We start from the raw sequence: 18,798 nt of genomic DNA on the forward strand, positions 1-18,798 counted from the left end.
GTTCAGGCAGGGCATTCCCCCAAGAGGCTCGTGGCGGACCGCCACACGACACACAGGGGCGGGATGGGATCACCTGAATCACGCACAGCGATGCCGGGCAAGGGCCCGGTCCTCCTCGCACTTCGCTATTACGGACGGGAACTGGTCCGGCTGCGGCTGCTGGCCGTCCCCGGCATGCTCCTGCCGGCCGTCGGCAACATCGGTATCTACTACGTCGCGCCGCTCGTCGTCGCGAAACTCGTCGGCCGTATCGCCGAGGACCCCGAGGTCACCGTCGGCACGACGCTGCCCTACATCCTCGGCTTCGCGGGCGTCCTGTTGTTCGCCGAGGCGCTCTGGCGCCTCGGCCTGCACTGTCAGAACCGTCTCGACGCCCTGGGCATCGAGCGCCTGTACGTCATCGGCATGGACGAACTGTTCGCCAAGGACGCCACGTTCTTCCACGACAACTTCGCCGGTTCCCTGACCAAGCGGGTCCTGAGCTTCGCGTCCCGCTTCGAGCAGTTCGTCGACACCCTGACCTTCTCGGTCCTCGGCAACTTCGTTCCGCTGCTGTTCGGGGCGGTGGTCCTCTGGCGGTACGAACCTCTGCTCGTCGTCGGGCTCCTGGTGATGATCGCGCTGACCGCGGTCTGCGTGGTGCCCCTCATCCGCCGCCGCCAGGCACTCGTGGGCCTGCGCGAAGAGGCCATCGCCCGGGTGTCCGGCCATGTCGCCGACAGCCTGACGAACATGGACACGGTCCGCGCCTTCGCCGCCGAGGAGCGGGAGGCCGCGGAGCACCGGTCCCGGGTCGCCGAGTCCCGCCGGCTCTCCCTGCGGTCGTGGGACTACGGCAACCTCCGCATCGACACCCTGGTCGCCCCGCTGTCCGTGCTGACCAACGTGCTGGGCCTGGTGCTCGCCATTACCCTCGGCGCGCGCGGGAACGGCGTCGAGGCGGTCGTCGTCGCCTTCACCTACTACACCAACGCGACGCGGATCATGTTCGAGTTCAACCAGATCTACCGTCGTATGGAGAGCGCGATGACGGAGGCCGCGCAATTCACCGACCTGCTGCGCGACCCGCCGACCGTGCTCGACCCGGTGGAGCCGGAGCCCCTGCGGCCCGGCCCCGCCGATGTGCGCTTCGAGAAGGTGACCTTCGCCCACGCGGGCGCCGAACCACTCTTCCGGGGCCTCGACCTGACGGTGCCCAGCGGGACCAAGGTCGGTCTCGTGGGCCGGTCCGGCGGCGGCAAGACGACGCTCTCCCGGCTGCTGCTGCGCATGAATGACATCGATGCCGGGCGCATCCTCATCGGCGGCCAGGACATCAGCCGGTTACGCCAGGCCGACCTGCGCAGCCTCATCGCGTATGTGCCGCAGGACCCGGCGATGTTCCACCGCACCCTGCGGGACAACATCGCGTTCGCCCGGCCGGACGCCACCGACGCCGAGATCCGGCGGGCGGCGGAGGCCGCCCACGTCACGGAGTTCGCAGACGTCCTGCCGGACGGCTTCGACACGCTGGTGGGGGAGCGCGGCATCAAACTGTCCGGCGGGCAGCGCCAGCGGGTCGCGCTCGCCAGGGCGATCCTGCGCGACGCCCCGATCCTGCTGCTCGACGAGGCGACCAGCGCCCTCGACTCCGAGAGCGAACTCCTCGTGCAGGAGGCGCTGTGGCGGCTGATGGAGGGCCGTACGGCGCTCGTGGTCGCCCACCGGCTGAGCACGGTCGCCGGCATGGACCAACTCGTCGTCCTCGACCACGGCCGGATCATCGAACAGGGCACACACCAGGAACTGCTCACCCGCGAAGGCGCCTACGCCAAGCTGTGGCAGCACCAGTCGGGCGGCTTCCTCGACGACGGCGCCACGGACGACGGCGCCACGGACGCCCTCGTGGACGACAGTTCGACCGACAACAAGCCCACGGACATCTACATCGAGCCCACCGACATCGAGCCCACCGACAACAACATCCCTGGTCAGCCGTCCGCCGACGAGTCCTCCGCCCGCGACCGGCCCGCCGATCCGCTGGGCGTTCAGCCTCGGTAGCCCCGTAGCTTCCGGTACAGCGTGGCGCGGGCGATGCCCAGCGCCATGGCCGTACGGGCCTTGTTGCCGCCGTGGCGGTGCAGGGCGTCCAGGATGGCGGCGCGCTCCGCCCGCTCCATCGGGCTGAGCTGCCGGGCGGCGGGGCCCTCCCGCACCGGATCCGGCAGCTCGGCCCGCCGGACCGGCCCCGTCGCCCGGCGCTGCTCGGTCAACCCCCGCACCAGGTGCACCAGTTCGGTGACGTTGCCGGGCCACGGGTGCTGCTCCAGAGCGCGCAGCGCGTCCAGCGACCAGGTGAGCGGCGGGTCGCCCGGTGCCGGGCTGGGGGTGAGGGAGTGGAGCAAGTCCTTGATGTCCTCGGGGCGTTCGCGCAGCGCGGGCAGGGTGACCGAGCGCGCTGCCAGGCTGTCCAGCAGGCGTTGGAGGCAGGGGCCGGGCGGGGGACCCGGGGTGTACGTCACCAGCAGGGGCGCGACGGGAGGCGCTTCGAGGAGCGAGTTGAGGGCCGCCACATCGCGCTGGGCCAGACGCTCGGCGTGCCGGACGAGGACCGCCCGCCCACCAGCCCACGCGTCCAACGCCGCGTGGATCTCACCCTCCGCCGCGTCCGCCGTCAGCAGCGGCTGCCCGGCAAGTCCCCCGGCCGGTTCCCGGGCCAGTTCCCCGGCGAGCTCCGTGGCCAGTTCCCGGGCCAGGGACGCCTTCCCGGTGCCGCGTTCCCCGACGAGCAGCAGTGGCTCCGACGACGATCGCGCCAGGTCCGTCGCCCGGTCGACCGCGTGCCGCCAGGCCACCGAACGCCCGGCCATCGAACTCCCGGCCGCCCCCACGTCGACACCGCCACCACTGTGCCCGTCCGCCGCCGCACCGCCCCACGAGTCCACCCCGGCGGCCGGCCGCCCCACCGGCTCCAACACGGCGACCACTCCGATCACCGAGCCCAGATGCGTCACCGGGGTGAGGGTCGCCCGACACCTGGCCCCCTCCGGCAACGGCACGGCCGCGACGGCCGCCCCTTCCACCGCGGCGACCGCACCGCGCTCCAGCGCCTCCAGCCCCTCCGGTGACAGCAGCCGTCCCGCGGCCTCGCTGACCAGCCGGTTGCGTCCGTCCAGGGCGACGACCGCCCGCCCCGCCTCCGGACGCCCGCGACCACCGCGCTCCCGACCCGCCTCACCGTTCCGGCCGTGACGCCCCGCTCCCCGCACCGCCGCCAAGTACGCGTCGAGCAGCACCCGTTCCGCCCCCTGCGACCGCGCGAGGAGTTCCGCCTCGACGGCGTCGGCGGCGGCCTCGGCGAGGGCGGCTCCCGGGTGCGGGCCGCACTCCGCGCAGAGCGTGGAGGCCACGGTCACCGTGCCCAGCGCTCGCCCGGTGTCGGGGGCGAGCACCGGCACGCTGACCGCGGAGACGTCCTGCCAGAGGTCGAGGAAGTGTTCGGGCCCGTGCACCTCGGCCCGCCGGCGCGTGCTGAGCGCGCGGGCCGCGCTGTTGACGCCGACCGTCTGCTCGGAGAGGTCGAAGCGGCAGAGGTCGTCCCGTCCGCCGCCGGTCGCCCACAGCACCCGCAGCCGCTCGTCGGTGAGGAGGAGGGCCGCCTGTTCCGCGCCGAGCGCGGGGGCGATCCGTTCCAGGACCGGTCGGGCCGCCGCCAGCAGGGGTGAATCGTCCGGTCGTACGGGAGGCCGCTCCGCGTCGGGAAAGGGGTCCCGCACGTCGTGTCGTACGCCGAAGAACCGGGCACGCTTCCAGGCGGCGACGACCTCTTCCGGTACGTCGTCCGGCACTTCCCGCCCCAGCAGGAACAACTCCCGGGCCCTGCGCAGCGAGGTGAGGGTGGGGCGGACGGAGACGGAGGGCTGCTCTGTGGTGGTCACGACACCACTCACCGTACCGGCACAGGTTGAATGAACAACAAGCGCCCCGTTTCCGTACTCCGTGCCATGGGCAGCCCGATACGGGCGCCCACCTGTCCTGTGTGCCGAACTGTCTCGTATTGAGACACCCACGCTCCCGCGCACCCGTCCATGATCTTCGACGGTCGGTGCCTGTTCTCATGCCCCTGGAGCGTTCCCGTGCACACCGTCGAGCCCGATGTCGTGACCGACGTACTGATCGTGGGCAGTGGCCCCGCCGGCGCCTCCGCCGCGCTCGCGCTGAGCACGTACGGCGTGCCGAACATCGTCGTCACCCGTTACTCCCGCCTCGCAGACACGCCCCGCGCGCACATCACCAACCAGCGCACCATGGAGGTCCTGCGGGACCTCGGGGTCGAGGACGAGGTCGTCGCGAAGGCCACCCCGCAGCACCTGATGGGTGACACGACCTTCTGCACCAGCCTCGCGGGCGAGGAACTGGGCCGGGTCCGCTCCTGGGGCAACGACCCGCTCGTGCAGGCCGCGCACGAACTCGCCAGCCCCACCCGTATGTGCGACATGCCGCAGCACCTGATGGAGCCCGTCCTGATCGACGCCGCGGTCGCCCGCGGCACCAACCTGCGGTTCAGCACCGTCTACAAGTCCTTCGTCCAGGACGCCGACGGCGTCACCGTCACCGTCGAGGACCGGCTGCGCGGCGACGCGTACACGATCCGCGCGAAGTACCTGATCGGCGCCGACGGCGGCCGCTCCCAGGTCGCCGAGGACGCGGGGCTGCCCATGGGCGGCCAGATGGGCGTGGCCGGTAGCATCAACATCGTCTTCGACGCGGACCTCACGAAGTACACCGCGCACCGGCCGTCCACCCTGTACTGGGTGCTCGCCCCGGGCGCCACCGTCGGCGGCATCGGCGCGGGCCTCGTGCGCTGCGTCCGCCCCTGGAACGAGTGGCTGATCGTGTGGGGGTACGACGTCACCGCGGGCGCCCCCGACCTCACCACCGAGTACGCCGAGAGCATCGTCCGCAAGCTGATCGGCGACGACGAGATCCCGGTGACCGTCAAGTCGTCCTCGGCCTGGACGGTCAACGAGATGTACGCCGAGACGTACTCCAACGGCCGGGTCTTCTGCGCCGGCGACGCCACGCACCGCCACCCGCCGTCCAACGGCCTCGGCTCCAACACCTCCATCCAGGACTCCTACAACCTGGCCTGGAAGCTCAAGCTCGTCCTCGACGGCACGGCCTCCCCGAAGCTGCTGGACACCTACACCGCCGAGCGCGCCCCGATCGGCCGGCAGATCGTCACCCGCGCCAACAAGTCCATCGGCGAGACCGCGCCCGTCTTCGAGGCACTCGACGGGCTCTCCCCGCAGACCCCCGAGCAGCTGTGGGCCAACATCGCCGCCCGCAAGGACGCCACCGAGGCCGCCGAGAAGCAGCGGGCACGGCTGCGCGAGGCCATCGCGTTCAAGGTGTACGAGTTCAACGCGCACGGCGTCGACCTCAACCAGCGCTACACCTCGGAGGCGATCGTCCCCGACGGCACCCCCGACCCCGGCTTCGACCGCGACCCCGAGCTGCACCACCAGCCCACCACCCGCCCCGGCGCCAGGCTCCCGCACGCCTGGCTCACCTCCGGCACCCGCACCCTCTCCACGCTGGACACCGTCGGGCAGGGCCGCTTCACCCTGATCACCGGCATCGGCGGCGACCACTGGACCCGGGCGGCAGAGGCCCAGGACCCGGCGATCACCACCGTCGTCATCGGCCCCGGCCGACAGTACGAGGACCCGTACGGCGACTGGGCCCGGCTGAGCGAGATGGCCGACGGAGGAGCCCTGCTCGTCCGCCCCGACGGGTACATCGCCTTCCGGCACGCCTCGGCCGCCGCGTCGGCCGAGGACGCGGAGCGTTTGCTGACAGCGGCGTTGCGACGGATCCTCGGACATGCCTGACGGGAAGGATGCCCGGACATGAGCACCGACACGAGTAGCGACAAGAGCGCCGACACGGGTACCGGCAGGAGCACCGACACGGGTACCGGCACGAGCGAGGCGTTCACGACCCGGATCACCGAAGCGGTCGTCGACAGCATGGACGGCACGCCCGACCCCCGGCTGCGCGAGCTGCTCGCCGCCCTCACCCGCCACCTGCACGCCTTCGTCCGCGAGACCGAGCCGACCATGGCCGAGTGGGAGCGGGCCATCGCCTTCCTCACCGCGACCGGCCAGGCCTGCACCGCCATCCGGCAGGAGTTCGTGCTGCTCTCGGACGTGCTCGGCGTCTCCATGCTCGTGGAGACGATCAACAGCGAGCGGGGCGCGGGGGACCGGGACGGCGCGGACGGGAGTCCCGACCGAAGCGCCGAGGCCGGTGCCGTGACCGAGTCGACCGTCCTCGGCCCCTTCCACATGACCGAGTCCCCGGCCCGTGCGCTCGGCGCGGACATCGACCTCGTCGGCGGCGGCGAGCCGTGCGTGGTCAGCGGGCGTGTGCTGTCCCGCGACGGCACCCCGCTGCCCGGCGCGGTCCTCGACGTCTGGCAGGCGAACGCCGAGGGCTTCTACGACGTGCAGCAGCCGGACGTGCAGCCACCCGGCAACGGGCGCGGACTGTTCACGACGGACGACGCGGGCCGCTTCTGGTTCCGCACCTGCGTGCCGAGCCCGTACCCGATCCCGACGGACGGCCCGGTCGGCGCGCTCCTGAAGGCCACGGCCCGCCACCCCTACCGCCCGGCCCACATCCACTTCATCGGCTCGGCCGAGGGGCACCGGACGGTCACCACGCACATCTTCGTGGCGGGCAGCGACCACCTAGACTCGGACGCGGTGTTCGCCGTCAAGGAGAGCCTCGTCCAGGACTTCGCCGAGACCGACGACCCGGAGCTCGCGCGGGAGTTCGGCATCCCGAACCCGTTCCGGCACGCCCGCTTCGACCTCGTGCTCGACACGCTCGACTCGCCCGACACGCTCGACACGTTCGACCGGGAGGAAGCGTGAGGGAGTTCGTCCACGAGTCGCCGCCCATGCGGGTGGTGCTCCGCGCCGGCGCCTCGGTGACCGCCGTACGGGGCGAGGCCGAACGCCTGGGCCTGCGACGGCTGTTGGTGGTGTCCGGCCCCCGGGGCACGGAGACCGCCCGGGCCGTCGCGGACTCCCTGGGCGACGCCTGCGCCGGGCTGCACACCGAGGCCCGTATGCACGTGCCCGTCGAGGTCGCCGAACGGGCCGTCGAGGTGGCGCGCGCCGCCGGGGCCGACGGATGTGTCGCCGTCGGCGGGGGCTCCGCGATCGGCCTGGGCAAGGCCATCGCGCTGCGCACCGGCCTGCCGCTGATCGCGGTGCCGTCGACGTACTCGGGCTCGGAGATGACCCCCGTCTGGGGACTGACCGAGCACGGCGCCAAACGCACCGGCCGGGACCCGTCCGTCCTGCCCCGCAGCGTCGTCTACGACCCCGAACTGACCCTTTCCCTCCCCCTGCCGCTGACCGTGACCAGCGGCATCAACGCGGTCGCCCACGCGGCGGAGGCCCTCTACGCGCCGGACGCCACCCCTCTGGTGTCGCTGACGGCGGCGGAGGGCGCCCGGGCCATGACCCGCGCGCTGCCCGAACTGGCGGCCGATCCGCAGGACCTCGACGCCCGGGGCCGCGCGCTCTACGGCGCCTGGCTGTGCGGTGCCGCGCTCGGCGCGACCACCATGGGTCTGCACCACAAGCTCTGCCACGTCCTCGGCGGCACCTTCGGCCTGCCGCACGCCGAGACCCACACGGTCGTCCTCCCGTACGCGCTGGCCCACAACGCCCCCGCGGCCCCCGAGGCCCTCGCGGCACTCGGCCGGGCCCTGGACACCGACGACGCCCCGTACGCCCTGTGGGAGCTGTCCGGCCGCCTGGGCGCCCCACGCTCCCTCGCCGAACTCGGCTTGAAACAGGCCGACTTGGCGGTGGCCGCCCCCCAGGTCGCCGGGCAGGCGTACTCCAACCCGCGCGAGGTCACCGAGACGGGCGTCCTCGACGTACTACGAGCGGCGTACGCGGGGGACCGGCCGTCACCCACCTGACCCGACCGACCGCCCATCGAGAACTGAAAGGTGAACAGCATGCCCCTCGGACTGCTCCGGCGGCGCTCCTCCCAAGCCACCCGGGGAGCCGCGGGCCTGACGCTTCCGGTCCCGCCCGGCGCGGGTGCCCTCGTCCGTGAGGTCCTGGACCCGGTGAACCAGCCCATGGGCGCGGCCGAGGTGACGGTGACGGAACTCCGCAGCCACCGGGTCGCGACCCGCGGCACCACCGACCCGTACGGCTACTTCATGGCCGTCCTGCCGCCGGGCGCGTACAGCCTGCTGATCGTGGCCGAGGGGCTCGAACCACACCGGGAGTCCGTGGAGATCGTCCCGGACGCCGGCCCGACCCCGGAACGCGTCTGGCTGCGCTCGGCCCGCCAGTTGGAACTCCCCGTCCCCGGCACCTGGCTCTTCGACCCGCCGCACACCGCGATCCGCTTCATCGCCAAGCACGTCGGCATGGCACACGTCCATGGCCGCTTCGAACGCTTCGAGGGCGGAATGCAGGTCGCCCAGGACGTCACCGAGTCCCGCGTCCACGTCCGCATCGACGCGTCCAGCATCAACACGGGCAACAACACGCGTGACGCGCACCTGCGTTCGGCCGACTTCCTCGACGTCGAGCGCTTCCCCCACATCGACTTCACCAGCCACCGCTTCGCCTACCGGGGCGGCAGCAAGTGGACGCTCCAGGGCACCCTCACGATGCACGGCGTCAGCCGTTCCGTCGCCCTCGACACGACCTACCTGGGCACCGTCAACGGCGGCTACGGCGAGGAACTCCGCTGCGCCGCCCTGGCCAAGGCCGAACTCCACCGCGAGGACTACACCCTCAACTGGCGCACGATGCTCGCCCGAGGCATAGCCGTCGTCGGCCCCACGGTCCAACTGGAACTCGACGTCCAGGCGATGTACCGCACCCACGACACCCCCACGCCGCCGGAGTGACGAGCGGAACCGTGACCGGGAACTCCCGCGAGACGCAAGACGCAGGCGGTTCAGGTTGCTCGTTCAGCCTGCGTCAGGCAGTTCCCTCTCTGCCGGAACCTGAACCGGTTCACCGGCCGCAAGCCGCTCCGCCCGCCGCCGGTTCTCCTGCCGCAACACCGACAACCAGGGCCAGAGATCCGGCAACCGCTGTCCGGAACAGGCCAGACGGTGCTCGATCCGACAACGCTGCGACGGATCCGGCGGCCACACCCCGTACACCGTCACCCGGCCGTCCGACAGAGTGATCCACCGATGGTCCGCAGGTACCAGATGCGCCAGCACATGAAGGTCCGGCTCCAACATCACCCAGTCGTGATCAAGAGTCGGCACGCGTTCCTGCGGCAGCCCGCACACCGGGCACATGTGAACGTTCCCGCTGCCCAACTGCGGCACCCTGTCCACCCCCATACCGTGAGCGTGCGGCCGAACACTCGGCCGCACACCGCGGTAATCGGACGGGAACCGTGAGGTGGCAGAGGCACGGGGCGACAGGCGAGAGCACACCGGTCGCGGGCCGGACCAATGGGCACGGCAGCAGCGGCCGAGGAGGCCATCTGGACAACTCCACCCATGGCTCCGCGCACGAGTCGGCGGCGGGATCGCTCACCATTCCCCGCCGTCGGTCGGTTGCGGTGCGGAAGCGGAATCACGGGCGAAATACAGAAATCCCGCTCACATCGGCTTGGTGGCCGTATTCCGGATTTCCCTGTGCGCACGCCAAGCTTTGGCGGCTCCCCGGCCCGGTTGACGCCAACTGTCTTGTGGACGTGCGAACAGCACTGACAGAGCATGGACAGGGAATGTATCCGGGCGGGGCACCTTCTCCGCACCCAAGCGGCTCTCAGGGAGGCAGCAAGGCATGGACGCGCCTCAGAACAGCCACGACAGCACACGACTGGTCGACATCTCCACCGTGCCGACCTGTCGGCTGAAGGTGGTGGCCCGGAAGAACACGGCGTTGGGTCACGCCGTGCGACGCCACCTCCAGGAGCGAGACGGCTCGTCGAGGACGATCGACGTCGTCTTCGACAGTGCGCTGTGACGACGACGGAGGCCGGTTCGGGGGACGCGCCCGTGGTTCCCTTCCGGCAGTTCTTGCTGAAAGTGCATAGTTTATGCAACTTGTCGTGTGACTACTGTTATGTGTATTTCGCCGCCGACCAGAGCTGGCGCAGACGGCCCGGAGCGATGTCCCTCGACATCGTCCGGCAGGCCGCCGACCGGATCGCCGAGCACGCCCGGCAACACCGGCTCCCCGCGGTCCGTGTCATCCTCCACGGCGGGGAACCCCTCCTGGTGGGCAAGGCCCACCTGGGCGAACTCCTCACCGTCCTCACCGAACGCCTCGCCTCCTCCGAGGTCGAGGTCCACTGCTCGATGCAGTCGAACGGCATCCTCCTCGACGAGGAGTTCCTCACCCTGCTGCACCGCCACCGCGTGGGTGTGGCCGTCAGCCTGGACGGGACCCCGGCGGCACACGACCGGCACCGCCGGTTCGCCAACGGCCGCCCCAGCCACGCCCGTGTCGCCGAAGGACTGCGCCTGCTCGACGACCCCCGCCACAGAGACCTCTACGTGGGGCTCCTCTGCACACTGGACCTCGCCAACGACCCCGTCGAGACCTACGAGGCCCTGCTGGACTTCGCCCCGCCCCGCGTCGACTTCCTGCTGCCGCACGGCACGTGGCGACGCCCTCCGCCCGGTCTGGAGCACCGGACGACCCCTCCGGAGCGCCCCCCGGCCGGTGTGTCGCCACCGGACGAGCTGACGCCGTACGCGCGCTGGCTCGGCGCTGCGTTCGACCGGTGGTTCGACGCGCCGCGCATGGAGACCCGAGTCCGCATGTTCGAGGAGGTGATGTCCGGGGTGCTCGGCGGAGCGGTCAACACCGAGGCGTTCGGACTCACCCCGGTCGACCTCGTGGTCATCGAGACCGACGGGACCATGGAACACTCCGACTCGCTGAAGGTCGTCGCACCGGGCGCACCCGAGACCGGCTTCGATGTCTTCCGCCACTCCTTCACCGAGGCGCTGGCGACGGAGACGGTACGCCGCAGACAGTCCGGCCTCCACGGCCTCGCCCCGGTCTGCCGGGACTGCGCACTGGCCCAGGTCTGCGGCGGCGGTCTCTACACCCATCGCCACCACCCGGCCACCGACTTCGACAATCCTTCGGTCTACTGCCACGACCTCGCCGCATTCATCACTCACGTCAACTCCCGTATCCATACGGAACTGGCGCAGGTCACCGAGACCCCACCGGAACAGCCGTCAACCCTTCCCTGAGCCCGGAGCGCGACCAGGGCGCACGCGTGAGCTCTGTGCAGCCTCCCGATAACAAGCACGCTGAGAAGGGGAGTTGGAGGCGGAGATCAGGGGAATGCATGCATCGGGTCCTGCCGAAAAGGGGCCCGTCAGGCCGGACAGGGGTACAGTTCTCTGTCTCGGCACGACTCAACCAAGGCAATGGCTGAGGGGTACCGGTTGGGGGGTGAGGAGGTGTGGGAGGCAACCGAACCGCGTGCACTTCCGCCGGTGTCGGTCACCTTCCGAAGCGAGAGAATCCGTCCACCCCACGGTAGGGACCCCGCGATCGCGGCACGTCGGGGGCTCGTTGGAACCGTACTTCTTCCTGAGCTATGCGCGCAGGCGCGGACCGCGGGTCCTCGTCAAGCGGTTTTACGACGACCTGTGCGCAGAATTGCGCCAAGAGCTGCGGCGATTACGCAAGGGCAAACCCGTGCCCTTCGACCGTCCTTTTCTGGACGTCCAGTCCATTCAAATCGGCCAGGACTGGAACGCGGCACTCGGGGATGCCCTGGGCCACTGCCGCACCATGCTGGCGCTTTACACTCCGGACTACTTCAGAAGCGACTTCTGTGGCCGCGAATGGAAGGCCTTCGAGGACCGGCAGCGCAGCCACCGGGAACTGGCCGGAGTGGATGCCAAGGCGCTCATCCCCGTTCTGTGGGAGCCCGTACAGAGCATTCCGGCAGGTGCCGCCCACATCCAGTACGACAACCTCGAATTCGGCGAGAACTACGCGCAGTGGGGACTGCGCCGCATCCTGGTGGCCGACCCGGGCGGCGAGGAGTACCGCCGCATCGTGAACCTCCTCGCGCGGCAGATCCTCGTGGCCGCCGAACACTTCCGCATACCGGCGGCCGAGGGCCTGGACCTCACCGCACCGGAATCCGCCGGACCCTTCCCGTCCGCCGCCCAGCGCGCGGAGCCGGGCAGCCACGCCCTGCTGCTCGTCGCCGCCCGAACCTCCGAGACCGCCCACCACCAAAGGTCCACGGACCCGGGGTGCCACGGGGAGAGCCCGACCGACTGGAACCCCTACCACACCGAATCCCCGGAGCCCCTGGCCAGGAGAGCGAGCCAACTCCTGGAGGAGCGGGGCTTCACGGTGCGCACCGACGTCGTCTCGGACGTCCTCGGCGCCACCCTGGACGAGGCCCGTGGGCAGGGGCAGGTCGCGGTCCTCCTGGTGGAGGCGCGGGCCGCCGCGGACGAACCGTACGGAAGCGCCCTGCGCGCCTACGACCGGAGCAACCATCCGGGCAGCGCGGCCATCGTTCCCTGCGGTCCCGACGAGGCGGGTGACGGACCCCAGAGCAAGCCCTACTGGGAGGCGGTCCGCAGCGTCCTACCGCTGAACTGGGCGAAAGGAGCGGGGGATCCCCTGCCGCTGCTCCAATCCGGAATCGGCTCGGACGAATTCGACGGGGCTCTCCACGCCGTCGTGGCCAAGGTGCAGAACCATTTGTTCTCCTTCCTGGAGACGATCAAGCTCGACTCCCCGGAGAGGTCACGGATCACCTCCGCGTCGCTCCCCGTCCTGAGCACCGTGGCCGTCGCCCGGCCCGAGCCGAACGGCCCCGCGCGCCCGCAGCCTGCCCGCCCCTCCTCCGATCCCCTTCCCTTAGAGCAGGAGCAGGACAGATGACCCATGACGACCGCGGCCGTGGCACCATCATCACCTTCTACTCCTTCAAGGGCGGCACGGGGCGCACCATGGCGCTGGTCAACACCGCCTGGATCCTCGCGAGCAACGGTCTGCGCGTCCTCGTCGTGGACTGGGATCTCGAAGCCCCCGGACTGCACACCTACCTCCAACCCCTGCTGGCCGACCCCGATCTCACCGAGAGCGCCGGCGTCATCGAGATGGTCAGCGACTTCGCCCGCCGCTCCGTGGCGCAACGGGTCGCCTCCGGCGCGGAGAACGCCGGAGCCGCCGGGCCACCCCCTCGTGGCGGCGGCCACCCCGACGGCCCCGACCCCCGTGAACTAGCCCGAGTCGACCGCTACACCGTCGGCACCGAACTGAGGCTGCCCCCCGGCGGCAAACTCGATCTGCTCCCCGCCGGCGTCCAGGACCCCGACACCTACGCCGTCACCGTCAGCACCTTCGACTGGGGCACCTTCTACCGCATGGGCGGCGCCGACTTCCTCACCGCGCTGCGCGACGACATGGCCGCACGGTACGACTACGTCCTGATCGACAGCCGCACCGGCCTCAGCGACACCGCGAGCATCTGCACGGTCGTCATGCCCGACATCGTCGTCGACTGCTTCACCCTGAGCCGGCAGGGCGTCAACGGCGCGGCCCACGTGGCACGTTCCGTCCGCCGCAACTCCCACGCCCAGCGCGACATCCGCATCGTCCCCGTCCCTATGCGCGTCGAGGACGCAGGCCGCGACCGTCTGGAGGCCGGCCGCCACCAGGCCCGCAGCCTCTTCGCGCCCTTCCTGGACTGGGTACCGGCCGACGAGCAGGACCAGTACTGGAGCAGTGTCGAGATCCCGTACAAGCCCAGCTACGCGTACGAGGAGATCCCCGCGACGGTGGGAGAACGGCGCCAGGACGGCACCCTCCTCGCCGCTTTCGAACGCCTCACCGCCCGGCTCACCGACAACCGGGTGACCCGGCTGAACAACATGCCCGAGCCGTACCGCCGGACACTCCGCGCCGAGTACGAACGCACTGCGCCGACGCTGCGCAAGGACTTCTACGTCAACTACGCCGCCACCGACCGACTGTGGGCGGACTGGACCGTCAGCGTCCTGCGGGCCGCCGGGTACGAGGCGACGCTCGCCCCCATCGAGGTGGACGACCCGGCCGCCGCCCTCGCGCCACCGGCCGGAGTGGACCGCACCCTGGCGGGCGAAGGACGCATGATCGTGCTGCTCTCCCCGCAGTACACCGCCCTGCCGCAGGCGCGTGAGATCTGGCACCAGATCCGGCGCCGCGACCCGTCGGGCCAGATAGGCATGGTCGTCCCCCTGCGGGTCGACGACTCCCCGCCCCCGCCGGAGTTCGCGCCCTCCGCGACGGTCAGCCTCGCCGGGGTCTCCGCCGAGGAGGCCGTGGTCCGACTGCTGACCGTCGTCGACCGCGGCAGCCCCACCGAACCGGGACCCCGCGCCACCGCCGTGAGCCTCGCCGCCGCCACCCGGCTCCCCGGCACCCCGCCCCAGGTCATAGGGGGACGCCCCCAACGGAACGTCGCCTTCACGGGCCGCCGGACACTCATCGAACGACTGCGCGACAGCCTGCTCGCCGGCACCACCGCCGTACTTCCCCAGGCCCTCTACGGACTCGGTGGCGTGGGCAAGACACAGGTGGCACTTGAGTACGCGTACCGCTTCGAATCCGATTACGATCTGGTGTGGTGGATCAACGCAGCGGAATCGACGCAGATCCGCCAGGACCTGAACTCGCTGGCCGGGCATCTCGGTGTGCCCCTCGGTGGCAAGGATTTGGCGGCCATATGCAACGAGGTGCTGGACAAGCTGCGCCGCGGCACCCCCCACGCGCGCTGGCTGCTCGTCTACGACAACGCCGAGAAACCGGCCGACCTGGACGGTCTGGTTCCGGTCAGTGGGCCAGGTCACCACATCCTCATCACCTCGCGGAATCCGGCATGGGCCGAACGCGCGGCACGCATCGAGGTCGACCTCTTCACCCGTGAGGAGAGCGTCGCGCTGCTGCGCCGCTACAACCAGGCCCTGGAGCCCGCCGAGGCGGCTCGGGTGGCCGAGGAACTCGGGGACTTCCCACTGGCCGTGAGCCTGGCCGCCGCCTCATTGCAGGAGTCGGCGATGCCCGTGGCCACCTATGTGGAGATGCTCCGAACTCAGATGACCGACATCCTGCGCAACCAGTCAGCCCCCGATTACCCGACATCGGCAGCGGCCAGCTGGTCACTCGATCGGCTGAAGTCGCGCACGCCCGCCGCGGCCGTCCTCCTCCAGCTCTGCGCGTTCTTCGGCCCGGATCCGATCCCCCGGGACATGCTCAGCAGCCGTCCCGCCCTCGAACTGCTGGAACGCCACGACCCGAGCCTCTCCGACCCGCTGATGATGAGCAGGCTCTACGGGGAGATCGTCCGCAACGGACTCGCCCAGGTGGACGAGCGGACCGACACCCTGACCCTGCACCGCCTGATCCAGCGGGTCCTGCGCGACCAGCTCAGCCCGGAGGACCAGACCGCCATGCGGGCGCGGGCCCACGCAGTCCTCGGCCAGGCCAACCCCAAGAGCCCGGACGAGTCCGATAGCTGGCGCCGGTACAGCGCGCTGCTGCCGCACCTGTGGCCGACCCGGGCCCAGGAGAGCGACGCCCTGCCCGTCCGGCAGTGGATCTGCGACACCGTGCGCTACCTGTGGCGCAGCGGCGACGCCGACACCGCCAACCGGACCGCCGAACGGGTCCTCACCAGCTGGCAACCCCGCTTCGGTGAGGACGACGCGCTCGTGCTGCGCCTGCGCACCGAACTCGGCAACGCCTTGCGCGACCAGGGACGCCTGCCCGAGGCGTACGAAGTGACACGCGACGTGTACGAGCGGGGCAGCCGGATCCTCGGCGACGACCACCCCTACACCCTCGGCGCGGCCATGAGTCTCGGCGCCGACCTGCGCGGTGTCGGCAGGTACGCCGACGCGATGGAGAGCGACCGGGCCACGCTGCGGCGGACCCGCAGGGTCTTCGGCGACGGCCACCCGCGCACGTTGGCGGCGGCCAACAACCTCGCGGTGTCCGAGTTCCTGTCCGGCGACCGGCAGGCGGCCCGCGACACCAACCGGGACATCCTCAAGCAGCGCAGGGAGATCTCCGGGCCCGACGAGCGATCCACGCTCAACTCCGCCAACAACTTCAACCGCGACCTCCGGGCCGCCGGGCGCTTCCAGGAAGCCCGGAAACTCGTCGAGGACACGCTGAAGCGCAGCCGGCGGGCGCTCGGCCCCGAACACCTGGTCACCTTCCGGGCCTCCCTCGGCGCGGCGATCATCTACCGCCGACTGGGCGCCTACGAGGCGGCCCACAAGCTCACGAACGACACCTACGAGCAGGCCCTGAAAGAGCTCGGCCCGGACCACCCCGACACGCTGGCCATCGCCAGCAACCTCGCCGCCGACCTCTACGACCGGGGCGAGTCGGTACGGGGCCGTGAACTCGCCAAGGAAACGCTCGACCGGTACGAGCGCAAGTTCGGCCCGGACCATGTCTTCACCCTGGCCTGCGCCAACAACCTGTCCGTCCTGCTCCGGCTGACCGGAGAGCGGGAAGCCGCACGGGAACTGTCGACCCGCACGTTCGACCGCTTCCGACGCCTGCTGGGCCCCCGCCACCCCTACACCCTCACCTGCATGCTCAACCACGCGACGGACCTCTCCGAGAGCGGGGACCACGAACGGGCCCTGGCGGTGGGCCGCGAGGCGTACGAGGGGCTCACGGAGGTGCTCGGCCCCGACCACTATCTCGCCATCGCCGGCGCCTCGAACCTCGCGGTCGAACTGCGCCGCGACGACTCCGACGACGCCGAGGCACGGCACGAGGAGGCCGCCGGGCTCCACGCCGAAGCGGAACGCCGTGCCACCGACAGCCCGGAACTCGGCGGCGACCACCCTCTGACCCGAGCGGTCACCCGCTGGCAGCCCATCGACGCGGACATCGAGCCCCCGGTGACCTGACACCACCGCATCACACGCACCAACGGGAGGCCTTGCGGACGACGTCGTCCGCAAGGCCTCCCGTTTCAGGCCGTCCTCGGTGCGGCCCTGCGTAACCCCGCCGTCTGCTGCGGGCTATGTAGGGTAGGGTTTACCTGCGCGTTCACACGGAGCACGAGTCGGTAGTGCGGGCACCGTGGAGATCGCGACGGGACGTGGCGCAGCTTGGTAGCGCACTTGACTGGGGGTCAAGGGGTCGCAGGTTCAAATCCTGTCGTCCCGACTCGAAAGAGTCGCACATGAGGGCCGGTTTCGGATGTTTCCGAGACCGGCCTTTTCGTTTCTCCCCGCCCGCTCGTCCCTCGGCCCACCACCCCTCCTCCGCGCCAGCGGGTTCGTCGAATGGGTGGCCTGACAAACCGCAGGGCGATTTGCGGCTATATGTGCTTGATCTCATTTTTTGTGGTCTTTAGTGTGCGCAGGAGGAAACACCGCGAGGCCCGAGTCCCCTGTCACCGTCCGGAAGCGAGGTGGGGAGCCCATGCACACGAGGCGCTGGCTCCGGGCGTTCGCCGTGCTGCCGTTGCTGGCGTCGGTGCTCACCGCATGCGGCGACGACGAGGGTTCCGGTACGCCCACCCTCAACTGGTACAACTTCCCCGACGACTCCGGTGCCCTCCAGAAGGCCGCCGACGGGTGCAGCCGGGCGTCGGGCGGGCGTTACCGGATCAGCTACAACAGGCTCCCGCGCGCCGCGGACGGCCAGCGCCAGCAGCTCGTCCGCAGACTCGCCGCCGAGGACGAATCGCTCGACATCCTGGGCCTGGACGTCACCTGGGCGGCGGAGTTCGCCGAGGCGCGCTGGATCCGGGAATGGACGGGCGCGGCCAAGCGGCAGGCCACCGAGGGCACCCTGCGCGTACCGCTGCAGACCTCGACCTGGAAGGGCAAGCTGTACGCCGTCCCGTACAACGCCAACACCCAGCTCCTGTGGTACCGCAAGGACCTCGTACCCAGGCCGCCCACGACCTGGGCCGAGATGCTCGACATGGCCGAGGCCCTCGCCCGACAGGGCAAACCGCACTTCGTGGAGATCCAGGGCGCCCAGTACGAGGGCCTGACCGTCTGGTTCAACACGCTGATCAACAGTGCGGGCGGCACCATCCTCAACGCGAGCGCGACCGCGCCCTCCCTCGGCCCCCCTGCCGTCCGGGCCGCGCAGGTCATGCGTGATCTCGCGGACTCCTCCGCCGCGGACCCCTCCCTCCCCAACCAGATGGAGGACCAGAACCGGCTCGCCATGGAGTCGGGAACGGCGGCGTTCGAGCTCAACTACCCGTTCGTCTATCCGTCGATGAAGACGAACAACCCCGAGCTGTTCAAGAACTTCCGCTGGGCGCCGTACCCCCGGGTCGACGCGAACCGCCCCGCACGGCCCACCATCGGAGGCATCGACCTGGCGGTGAGCGCTTACTCACGCCACCCCGACCTGGCCTTCGAGGCGGCACTGTGCCTGCGCAACCGGGAGAACCAACTCGCCGCAGCGCTCGAGGGCGGTCTGCCCCCCACGCTGCGCGCCCTGTACGACGAGCCCGCGTTCATGAAGGAGTACCCCTTCTCCCGGGACGTGCTGGCCGCCCTGGAAGCGGGAAGCGTGCGCCCGATCACCCCGGTCTACCAGAACGTGTCGATCGCGGTCTCCCACACCCTGTCCCCGCCGTCCGGGATCGAACCCGTGAGCTCGGTCGACACCATCAAGGAACAGATCGACGATGCCCTGCGATCCGAGGGTGTGATCCCGTGAACCACCTCCTCCCGCCCCCCTCTGTCGGTCGGCTCTCCCGTGCGCGGGTCGCGTCCTC

Annotated in this window: 12 protein-coding genes and 1 tRNA gene; 11 read left to right on the forward strand and 2 right to left on the reverse strand. The window is 70.7% G+C overall.

Features of this window, described 5'->3' with window-relative positions; translation table 11 throughout:
- Nucleotides 1-63: 63 nt before the first annotated feature.
- Nucleotides 64-2,040, forward strand: a complete 1,977-nt coding sequence (locus ACZ4Z3_RS15020; RefSeq protein ID WP_468501342.1) for an ABC transporter ATP-binding protein — start codon at nucleotides 64-66, stop codon at nucleotides 2,038-2,040.
- Here the strand turns inward: ACZ4Z3_RS15020 and ACZ4Z3_RS15025 are convergent.
- Complete coding sequence (locus ACZ4Z3_RS15025) at nucleotides 2,028-3,917, reverse strand: helix-turn-helix domain-containing protein (RefSeq protein WP_468501343.1); 1,890 nt, start codon at nucleotides 3,915-3,917, stop codon at nucleotides 2,028-2,030. The genes ACZ4Z3_RS15020 and ACZ4Z3_RS15025 overlap by 13 nt on opposite strands.
- A gap of 198 nt (nucleotides 3,918-4,115) precedes the next feature.
- Between ACZ4Z3_RS15025 and ACZ4Z3_RS15030 the strand changes: the two genes are divergently transcribed.
- The 4 genes from ACZ4Z3_RS15030 (at nucleotide 4,116) to ACZ4Z3_RS15045 (ending at nucleotide 8,935) form a co-directional block, all read left to right on the forward strand.
- Nucleotides 4,116-5,873: an FAD-dependent oxidoreductase gene (locus ACZ4Z3_RS15030; protein WP_468501344.1), complete on the forward strand. Its 1,758-nt coding sequence runs from the start codon at nucleotides 4,116-4,118 to the stop codon at nucleotides 5,871-5,873.
- A 138-nt stretch (nucleotides 5,874-6,011) separates the two neighbouring features.
- Nucleotides 6,012-6,920 carry a dioxygenase family protein gene (locus ACZ4Z3_RS15035; protein WP_468501454.1) on the forward strand — a complete coding sequence of 303 codons (909 nt, stop codon included), beginning with the start codon at nucleotides 6,012-6,014 and terminating at the stop codon, nucleotides 6,918-6,920.
- 26 nt (nucleotides 6,921-6,946) lie between these two features.
- Nucleotides 6,947-7,984, forward strand: coding sequence for a maleylacetate reductase (locus tag ACZ4Z3_RS15040; RefSeq protein WP_468501455.1), 1,038 nt, complete (start codon nucleotides 6,947-6,949; stop codon nucleotides 7,982-7,984).
- 39 nt (nucleotides 7,985-8,023) lie between these two features.
- Nucleotides 8,024-8,935, forward strand: coding sequence for a YceI family protein (locus ACZ4Z3_RS15045; RefSeq protein ID WP_468501345.1), 912 nt, complete (start codon nucleotides 8,024-8,026; stop codon nucleotides 8,933-8,935).
- Nucleotides 8,936-8,998: 63 nt separating this feature from the next.
- On the opposite strand, the gene ACZ4Z3_RS15050 is transcribed toward ACZ4Z3_RS15045, so the two are convergent.
- A complete protein-coding gene (locus ACZ4Z3_RS15050; protein WP_468501346.1) occupies nucleotides 8,999-9,385 on the reverse strand; it encodes a DUF6083 domain-containing protein in 387 nt (128 codons plus the stop codon).
- Nucleotides 9,386-9,836: 451 nt separating this feature from the next.
- On the opposite strand from ACZ4Z3_RS15050, the gene fxsA reads away from it, so the two are divergent.
- The 6 genes from fxsA to ACZ4Z3_RS15080 all read left to right on the forward strand — a co-directional run bounded on the left by fxsA (nucleotide 9,837) and on the right by ACZ4Z3_RS15080 (nucleotide 18,740).
- Entirely contained in the window at nucleotides 9,837-10,019 is a 183-nt protein-coding gene (gene fxsA, locus ACZ4Z3_RS15055) for an FxSxx-COOH cyclophane-containing RiPP peptide (protein ID WP_468501347.1), read from the forward strand.
- 32 nt (nucleotides 10,020-10,051) lie between these two features.
- Nucleotides 10,052-11,263, forward strand: a complete 1,212-nt coding sequence (locus ACZ4Z3_RS15060; protein WP_468501456.1) for an FxsB family cyclophane-forming radical SAM/SPASM peptide maturase — start codon at nucleotides 10,052-10,054, stop codon at nucleotides 11,261-11,263.
- Nucleotides 11,264-11,591: 328 nt separating this feature from the next.
- Nucleotides 11,592-12,929, forward strand: a complete 1,338-nt coding sequence (locus ACZ4Z3_RS15065) for a TIR-like protein FxsC (RefSeq protein ID WP_468501348.1) — start codon at nucleotides 11,592-11,594, stop codon at nucleotides 12,927-12,929.
- Nucleotides 12,926-16,957: an FxSxx-COOH system tetratricopeptide repeat protein gene (gene fxsT, locus ACZ4Z3_RS15070; protein ID WP_468501349.1), complete on the forward strand. Its 4,032-nt coding sequence runs from the start codon at nucleotides 12,926-12,928 to the stop codon at nucleotides 16,955-16,957. The genes ACZ4Z3_RS15065 and fxsT overlap by 4 nt, the downstream gene beginning before the upstream one ends.
- Nucleotides 16,958-17,145: 188 nt before the next feature.
- Nucleotides 17,146-17,219: transfer RNA gene (locus tag ACZ4Z3_RS15075), tRNA-Pro, on the forward strand.
- 258 nt (nucleotides 17,220-17,477) lie between these two features.
- Nucleotides 17,478-18,740, forward strand: coding sequence for an ABC transporter substrate-binding protein (locus ACZ4Z3_RS15080; protein ID WP_468501350.1), 1,263 nt, complete (start codon nucleotides 17,478-17,480; stop codon nucleotides 18,738-18,740).
- Nucleotides 18,741-18,798: the final 58 nt, after the last annotated feature.

The sequence above is a fragment of the Streptomyces sp. NPDC030296 genome (genome assembly GCF_055572815.1).

Bases quoted from the DNA above. Each gene is read 5' to 3' on its own strand.
- ACZ4Z3_RS15020 (WP_468501342.1), top strand. From the start codon at position 64: ATGGGATCACCTGAATCACGCACAGCGATGCCGGGCAAGGGCCCGGTC.
- ACZ4Z3_RS15035 (WP_468501454.1), top strand. From the start codon at position 6,012: ATGGACGGCACGCCCGACCCCCGGCTGCGCGAGCTGCTCGCCGCCCTC.
- ACZ4Z3_RS15040 (WP_468501455.1), top strand. From the start codon at position 6,947: ATGCGGGTGGTGCTCCGCGCCGGCGCCTCGGTGACCGCCGTACGGGGC.
- ACZ4Z3_RS15045 (WP_468501345.1), top strand. From the start codon at position 8,024: ATGCCCCTCGGACTGCTCCGGCGGCGCTCCTCCCAAGCCACCCGGGGA.
- ACZ4Z3_RS15050 (WP_468501346.1), bottom strand. From the start codon at position 9,385: ATGGGGGTGGACAGGGTGCCGCAGTTGGGCAGCGGGAACGTTCACATG.
- fxsA (WP_468501347.1), top strand. From the start codon at position 9,837: ATGGACGCGCCTCAGAACAGCCACGACAGCACACGACTGGTCGACATC.
- fxsT (WP_468501349.1), top strand. From the start codon at position 12,926: ATGACCCATGACGACCGCGGCCGTGGCACCATCATCACCTTCTACTCC.
- ACZ4Z3_RS15080 (WP_468501350.1), top strand. From the start codon at position 17,478: ATGCACACGAGGCGCTGGCTCCGGGCGTTCGCCGTGCTGCCGTTGCTG.